Source organism: Nitratidesulfovibrio liaohensis, from assembly GCF_011682075.1.
Taxonomy (GTDB): Bacteria; Desulfobacterota; Desulfovibrionia; order Desulfovibrionales; family Desulfovibrionaceae; genus Cupidesulfovibrio; species Cupidesulfovibrio liaohensis.
This window is the reverse complement of record NZ_VSMK01000120.1, coordinates 1-6,387: the sequence shown is the minus strand read 5'-3', so window position 1 is coordinate 6,387 and position 6,387 is coordinate 1. Positions and strand designations below refer to the sequence as shown.

7 protein-coding genes are annotated in these 6,387 nt (G+C 68.2%); 2 read left to right on the top strand and 5 right to left on the bottom strand.

What is annotated here, in order from left to right; translation table 11 throughout:
- Together FVW27_RS05325 and FVW27_RS05320 are read left to right on the top strand one after the other, a co-directional pair.
- Nucleotides 1-1,660 (top strand): AsmA family protein (locus tag FVW27_RS05325; RefSeq protein WP_167123382.1); only part of this gene is annotated, 1,660 nt, incomplete at its 5' end.
- Between the two features lie 233 nt (nucleotides 1,661-1,893).
- Nucleotides 1,894-2,385, top strand: a complete 492-nt coding sequence (locus tag FVW27_RS05320; protein ID WP_167123381.1) for a peroxiredoxin — start codon at nucleotides 1,894-1,896, stop codon at nucleotides 2,383-2,385.
- A 181-nt stretch (nucleotides 2,386-2,566) separates the two neighbouring features.
- Here the strand turns inward: FVW27_RS05320 and FVW27_RS05315 are convergent, their stop codons facing one another.
- From FVW27_RS05315 to FVW27_RS21120, 5 genes are all read right to left on the bottom strand, one after another.
- The gene (locus FVW27_RS05315; RefSeq protein ID WP_167123380.1) at nucleotides 2,567-3,493 is read right to left on the bottom strand and encodes a Tim44 domain-containing protein; all 927 of its coding nucleotides are present in this window, start codon (nucleotides 3,491-3,493) and stop codon (nucleotides 2,567-2,569) included.
- A gap of 228 nt (nucleotides 3,494-3,721) precedes the next feature.
- On the bottom strand, nucleotides 3,722-4,120 hold the full coding sequence (locus FVW27_RS05310; protein WP_167123378.1) for a response regulator: 399 nt from the start codon (nucleotides 4,118-4,120) through the stop codon (nucleotides 3,722-3,724).
- A 266-nt stretch (nucleotides 4,121-4,386) separates the two neighbouring features.
- A complete protein-coding gene (locus FVW27_RS05305; RefSeq protein ID WP_167123376.1) occupies nucleotides 4,387-5,175 on the bottom strand; it encodes a DUF4198 domain-containing protein in 789 nt (262 codons plus the stop codon).
- Between the two features lie 180 nt (nucleotides 5,176-5,355).
- Nucleotides 5,356-6,093, bottom strand: coding sequence for an SDR family oxidoreductase (locus FVW27_RS05300; RefSeq protein WP_167123375.1), 738 nt, complete (start codon nucleotides 6,091-6,093; stop codon nucleotides 5,356-5,358).
- 132 nt (nucleotides 6,094-6,225) lie between these two features.
- Nucleotides 6,226-6,378 (bottom strand): ComF family protein, encoded by a 153-nt coding sequence (locus FVW27_RS21120; RefSeq protein WP_341806092.1) that lies wholly within the window; start codon nucleotides 6,376-6,378, stop codon nucleotides 6,226-6,228.
- Nucleotides 6,379-6,387 lie beyond the last annotated feature (9 nt).

The window sequence follows — 6,387 nt, the reverse complement described above, 5'->3', positions numbered from 1 at the left end:
GGCGCCCGCGCCCCAATCCGCGCAGCCATCGGCCCCTGGCGGCGCGCCCCTGGCCGTGGCCGTGGACACCCTTTCGGTGAAGGGCGCCTCGCTGTCCTTCCGTGACATGGGCACCGGGCAGCAGTTCCGCGCCCGCGACCTGAACGTCAACGTCAACGGCCTGGCCCCCGGCGGCGACCCCGCCGACATCAGGCTTGCCGTGGCCATGTCCGGCCAGAAGCCGGACATCGAGGCGGACCTTTCCCTCACCGCCAAGGTGCAGTCCGACCTGGACGGCTCGGTGCTGCGCATCGACGGCCTGACCGTAACCCTTACCCCCAAGGGCGGCGTGGTGCCCGCCGGGCTCGGCAAGGTGGAACTGGCTGGCGACCTGACCGTGCACACCGTGCCGCAGCGGGTGGACATCGCCAGGTTGTCGCTGTCCACCCCCACCATCAAGGTCGGCGCCAACGGCACCGCCGCGTTGGGGGCGCAATCGTTCGAAGGGCTGGTCACTCTGGCCGGTTCACCGCGCAAGACGCTGGAATCGCTGGGCATGCCGGTGCGCACCGCCGACCCCAAGGCGCTGGACGCGCTGGACCTGAAGCTGGACGTGCAGGCCGCGCCCGCCAAGGTGGACGTGCGGTCCATCACCGGCAAGCTTGACGACACCGCCATTCAGGGCAAGGCATCCGCCGTGCCGGGCGCGGTGCAGGTGATCCGGGCGGAACTGGCGCTGGACGCCATCGACGTGGACCGCTACCTGCCGCCGGAAGGGGATAAGGGCAAGGCACCCGAAAAGGGCGCTGCCCCGGCCCCCCCGGCAACCGCGAAGGACGGCAAGACCGCTCCGCAGAACGGCACCGCAGAGGCCAAGAAGAGCCTGCGCGGCATTGATGCGGACGTCACCTTCAAGGCCGGACGGCTGGTGGCCTCCAAGGTGCCCATGACCAACGTGCTGGTGCGCCTGGTGGCCGACAAGGGGCTGGTGCGCATCAACCCGCTGCAGCTGAACCTGGGCGGCGGCGCGGTTAACGGCGACATCACCGCCGATACCCGCGCCGAGGCGACCAGGTCGCGCATCGTCACCACCGTGAAGGGGGTGGAGGTGGGCGAACTGCAACAGGCCGCGCTGGGCAAGCGGCATGTCTCCGCCCGTACCGACGTGAAGACCGACCTCACCGCCACCGGCGACGACTGGAATGCCGCAAAGCACACCCTGGCCGGTACGGCCTCGCTGGCCATGACCCAGGGCACCATCCACGGCTTCCAGATCATCCCTGAAGGCATAAAGGGCGCGGAATCCAAGCGGGCCGGGGCTTCGGGCCAGAAGTTCGACAGCCTCACCGCGTCCATCCGCGCCGACAAGGGCGTGGTCAGCAACAAGGACCTCAAGTTCGTCTCGCCGGGCATCGGCGCCACGGGCGCGGGCACGGCCGACCTTGGCCGCAACGTGGTGGATTACGCCGCCACGCTCGATGTCACCGGCCTGCCCAAGATCCCCATCAAGATCAGCGGCGCGCTGGATTCGCCCAGCTACGGGGTGGATCCTGCCAAGATGCTGATGAACACCCTGGAGGGCGGGGCCGGCGTCATCCAGGCACCGGTGGAAAAGGGCGGCGAGGCGGTGAAGGGCATCGGCGGGGCCATCAAGGGCCTGTTGCCGGGCCAGAAACAATAGCAACGAACCAACAGCCGCCCGGAACGCGCCCCGATGTCACGGAGCGCATTCCGGGCGGCATCACGACCGGGAGCAACTTCCGGGCACACCAGAATGCACCTGCGGCAAGGCCCCGCCACGGAAAGGCACCGGCAAACTGCCGATGCCGGGGCGCGGATACTCCCGAAACGCCGGGGGGCTCAACACCCCTCGCATCCCCCACGAACACGAACACCAGACCACGGAGCGCATCCATGAGCGAACTGATCACCGCCGCCTCGCTGAGGGGCAAGGCGGCCCCCGACTTCCGGCTGGCGGACGCATCCGGCGCGCTGCGCGCCCTGGCCGACTTTGCCGGAACATGGCTGGTGCTCTACTTCTATCCCAAGGCCAGCACCCCCGGCTGCACCCGCGAGGCGCGCGACTTCACCTGCATGCTGCCCGACTTTGCGGCGGCGGGCGCGGCAGTGGTGGGGGTAAGCCCCGATTCACCGAAAGCCATCGGCAACTTCACGCTGAAGCAGGACCTGGGCGTGCCCCTGCTGAGCGACCCGGACCGGGCGGTGGCCAAGGCTTACGGCGCCTTCGGCACCAAGATGCTATACGGCAAGGCGGTGACCGGCATCGTGCGGTCCACCTTTCTCATCGGGCCGAACGGCACGGTGCGGGCGGTGTGGTCGCCGGTAAAGGTGGACGGGCATGCCCAGGCGGTGCTGGACGAACTGCGGCGGCTGGCGGCAGGGTAAACGCGGTCGGCGTCCGGTAACCGTCCGATACGGCGGACGCAACGCGCGGATGACACAGGACGGTACGGAACAAACGGAATGGGGCGGTTTCCTGTGGCGAACCCACGGGAAACCGCCCCTTAAATGTCATGCGACGTACCCGACGCCCGGCGGCATACCCTCCGCCGGACAGCAGGCCGTCCTACATTTCCACCTGCTGGATGCCGTCCAGCCGCCACATATCGGTGCCGGTGCGCACGAAGTGCCACACCTCGCGCACCTGGCCGGGCGCATCTGCCTGGGCATCCTCGCGCATCAGCACGTCAAAGAACACGGTGGCCACGGTGCGGCCCTTCTCTTCGGTGACGGACAGCACGCTGGCGTTGCAGTACAGCACCTCGGTACGCGAGGGGCCGGGATCGTCCTGGGCCTGCTGGGTGATTTCCTTGAGTATCCCGGGGGTGGTGAACTGGGCGATGTCGTCCAGGTCGCGCCGGTCCCACGAGGCCTGCAGACGGTTGTAGGCCAGCTTGGCCCCGCGCAGGAAGTCCTCCGTGTCAAAGCCCTCGGGAATGCCGGGCGACGCGGGCTGCGCATCGGCGGAGGCTGCCGGGGCATTGCGCAGGGCATCCCACCCGACACTGGAGCCAGCCTGGGCGCCGTAGTCGGCCTCGCGGCGCATGCCGCCGGGCTGACCAGAGGCAGAGGCAGAGGCCGGAGTGCTGCCGCGACGGGCGGCAAAGAACTTCAGCGCCATGAAGGCCACCAGCGCCAGCAGCAGCATGTCCATCATGCCCACGCCGCCGAAGCCGCCGCCGAACAGCAACGAGCCTATCAGACTGCCCGCAAGCATGCCTCCCAGGATGCCGCCGAACCCGCCGAAGCGGGAGCGCGGGGCCTGCTGCGGCGTGGCGGGACCGGGCTGCTGGGTCTGCTGCTGCCGGTTAAGGTTGGGCCCTGCGGGCGAGGAAGGCGAAGGCTGGCTGGGGGTAAAGCTGCGCTGGTAACTGGGGCTGCCGCCGAACGACTTGCCCCCGCCGAGGCGCTTGGCGTCGGCAAGGTCGGTCATGCCAAGGCAAAAGGCCACGGCCACGGCCAGGCAACAGGCAATAATCCGGGTACGGGTCATGGGTACTCCCGATGGTTGCGTGCGGTTGGTCGGAGTCGGGGTAGACAGGCGGGCTGTGCCCACCGGCATACCGCATCAGTTGCGGCCCGCAAGGTATCGGGCCGGTGCAACGACGGGGGTGTCGGTGCGGCGTCGGTCCACCATCGAAACGGCGGCATGCGACGGGGGCGGCGCTGCGGCTGAGGGCCGGGAGCGCCGGGCAGATGCGGGAAAAATCCCGGAGAAATCCTAGCGGATGACGCCAAGCCCCTTCAGCATCTGCACAAACAGCTGGCGGTCGATGGGTTTGGGCACGTACGACGTGGCCCCGCCCTTGTAATAGGCCTCCACCACGTTGCGCGGGTCGTCGAGGGCCGTGGTCATGACCACGGGCACCTCGTCCGCCGGTGCCACCCCGCGCTCGCGCTCCAGGGCGCGGATGCGCCGCAGGGCCTCCTGTCCGTCCATCTCGGGCAACATGATGTCCAGACAGACCAGGTCGTACGGCTGTTGCGCGTTCAGCGCCGCCGCGAAGGCCTCCACAGCCTCGACACCACTGACGGCGATGTCGCAGGCTCCGTAAGGTGACAGGATGGTTTGCAGGTACTTGCGGCTGGTGAAGTCGTCCTCGACGATGAGCACGCGCATGGAAGGCCTCCGGACCGGTTCTGACGCCGGGTCCGGTGTGCCGTGAAGGCCGCGCCGGTGGCGTTCTGGCAATCATAAGGCTTCGCCCGTGGAATGCAAGTCGTCATGCGGCAACCAATCACGCGCCCTACCCACTGCATGGACTACGTAATGCCTCTTTGCCGCGCGGTTGCGCCAATCTGCGGATGCGTCAACGCCCGGCCCCGGCACAAGCCGGAACCGGGCGGACAGTGCGGCGCGCAGTCGGCTGGCGAGCCAGCCACACACTATTTGGCGGGCTTGAAGGCGTCGAAGCGGGTCCAGAGCACCGCGCCGATTTCCACGTTCTTCAGGTTGCCGTCGGGCCCCTTGACCTGTTCGGGCGCGGTGGTCAGCGCGGCAAAGCCCCACCAGCCGGCCAGCGGGCAGGCCACGGTGAACACGCCGTTGGCGTCGGTCTTGACCACCTGGGTCACGTGGAACTCGGTGGGGGCGGCGTACTTGCCCTGGGCATTGTAGTATTCCACTTCCACATCCACGCCGGGGGCGGGCTTGCCGTCCAGCATGGCCACGCCGGTGAACACGCCGCCCGCGTAGTTGCCGAAGGGGCGGGTAAGGGGAATGATCTCGAACTTCAGCCCCGCCGGGGTTTCCCAGCCGTCCTCGTTACCGAAGGCGGGCACCACCACCTTGGTCAGGTGCTGGATGTAGCAGTCTTCTTCCGGCTCCCAGTACAGCTTGGGTTCCATGGTGAACATGTACACGCCGGGCTTGGGGAAGGTGAAATCGGTTTTCCAGGCGGCCTTGCCCATGACCTTGGTTTCCTTCAGCGAGGCCAGCAGGTCGGTACGCTCGGTCTTGTCGCCGTCCACGCGCACCACGCCGAAGGACTGGGGGCGCTCCATGTTCATGCCGTGTCCCTCGAAGGGGTGGGAGAACGACAGGGTGACGGAGGTGGCGCGCTTGGCGGCGGTGGCCACCGGGGCGTCGGGGATGATCATGCCGAAGTGGGCAAGGGCCGGGGCCGCCGTGACAAGCACCAGCGCCAGCGCGCCGACAAGCCTGCGAAACTGCATGGGTCACTCCTTTCCTGTTGATATGCGTGCAAGGATACGAAGCACAAAATATGAAATGCTTCGTTACACGGAAAAGCATGTCGTGTCACCACATAAAGCACGCAAGGGCCGGGGGTGCAACCAGTTTGGCCGCGCTCCCGGCCCTGTCGTTCGGGATGTGTGGTCGGGTGCGTCAGGAAATCAGGCGAACCCGCCGTTCACCCGCACCACCTGGGCGTTGACCCAGCCGCCTTCCGGCCCGGCCAGAAAGGACACCACGCTGGCGATCTCTTCCGGCGTGCCCAGCCGCTCCAGGGGAGCAAGCTTGCCTATGGCGGCGACCTGCTCTTCGGTCTTGCCGTTCAGGAACAGGTCCGTGGCCACCGGACCGGGAGCCACGGCGTTGACGGTGATGGACCGCCCGCGCAACTCGTTGGCCAGCACTCGCACCAGCCCTTCCACCCCCGCCTTGCTGGCGATGTACGGGCCGTAGCCGGGAAAGGACTTGGCGATGACGCTGGTGGACAGGGCAATGATGCGCCCGCCCGCCGTCAGCGCGTTGGCCGCCTGGGACAGTACGTTGAAGGTGCCGGTAAGGTTGGTGCGCACCACCTTCTCGAAAGCGGCGGTGTCGCCCCCGGCAATGGGCAGCATGGGCATGATGCCCGCGCTGTTCACCACCACGCCCACCGGGCCGAAAGCATCGTGCGCGGCGGCGAACAGACGCTCCACGTCACCCGCCTCGCCCACATCGCCGGGCACGGCCACCGCCCGTCCGCCCGTCCTGCCGATGGCATCCACCACTTCAAGCGCGGCGGCTGCGTTGCTGGCGTAGTTGACCACCACGCAGAATCCGTCCCGCGCCAGGCGCAGGGCGATGGCCCGGCCTATGCCGCGCGAGCCGCCGGTGACGATGGCGTTTCTGACTGTCGCTTGCATTGCATGCTCCTTGCTGTTGCTGCGCGGGGGTGGTGCCGGGGCGCGGGCATGGGCTTCATGGATGGGACGGGAGGTAAGGAAAGACTGGAGCAAGACACCCGGCGGCTACCGCGCCAGCCGGAGTGGGCGGCGCTATCCGCGCCGATCGGGATGGGCGGGGGTGCGCGCCGCCACGACGCAGTCCACGGCCTCGGCACCGGCCCGCAACAGGCAGTCCACGGCGCGGGCCAGCGTGGTGCCGGTGGTGCAGATGTCGTCCACCAGCAGGATGCGCCTGCCCCGCACGTCCGGGTG

Bases quoted from the DNA above. Each gene is read 5' to 3' on its own strand.
- FVW27_RS05300 (WP_167123375.1), bottom strand. From the start codon at position 6,093: ATGCAAGCGACAGTCAGAAACGCCATCGTCACCGGCGGCTCGCGCGGC.
- FVW27_RS05305 (WP_167123376.1), bottom strand. From the start codon at position 5,175: ATGCAGTTTCGCAGGCTTGTCGGCGCGCTGGCGCTGGTGCTTGTCACG.
- FVW27_RS05320 (WP_167123381.1), top strand. From the start codon at position 1,894: ATGAGCGAACTGATCACCGCCGCCTCGCTGAGGGGCAAGGCGGCCCCC.
- FVW27_RS05315 (WP_167123380.1), bottom strand. From the start codon at position 3,493: ATGACCCGTACCCGGATTATTGCCTGTTGCCTGGCCGTGGCCGTGGCC.
- FVW27_RS05310 (WP_167123378.1), bottom strand. From the start codon at position 4,120: ATGCGCGTGCTCATCGTCGAGGACGACTTCACCAGCCGCAAGTACCTG.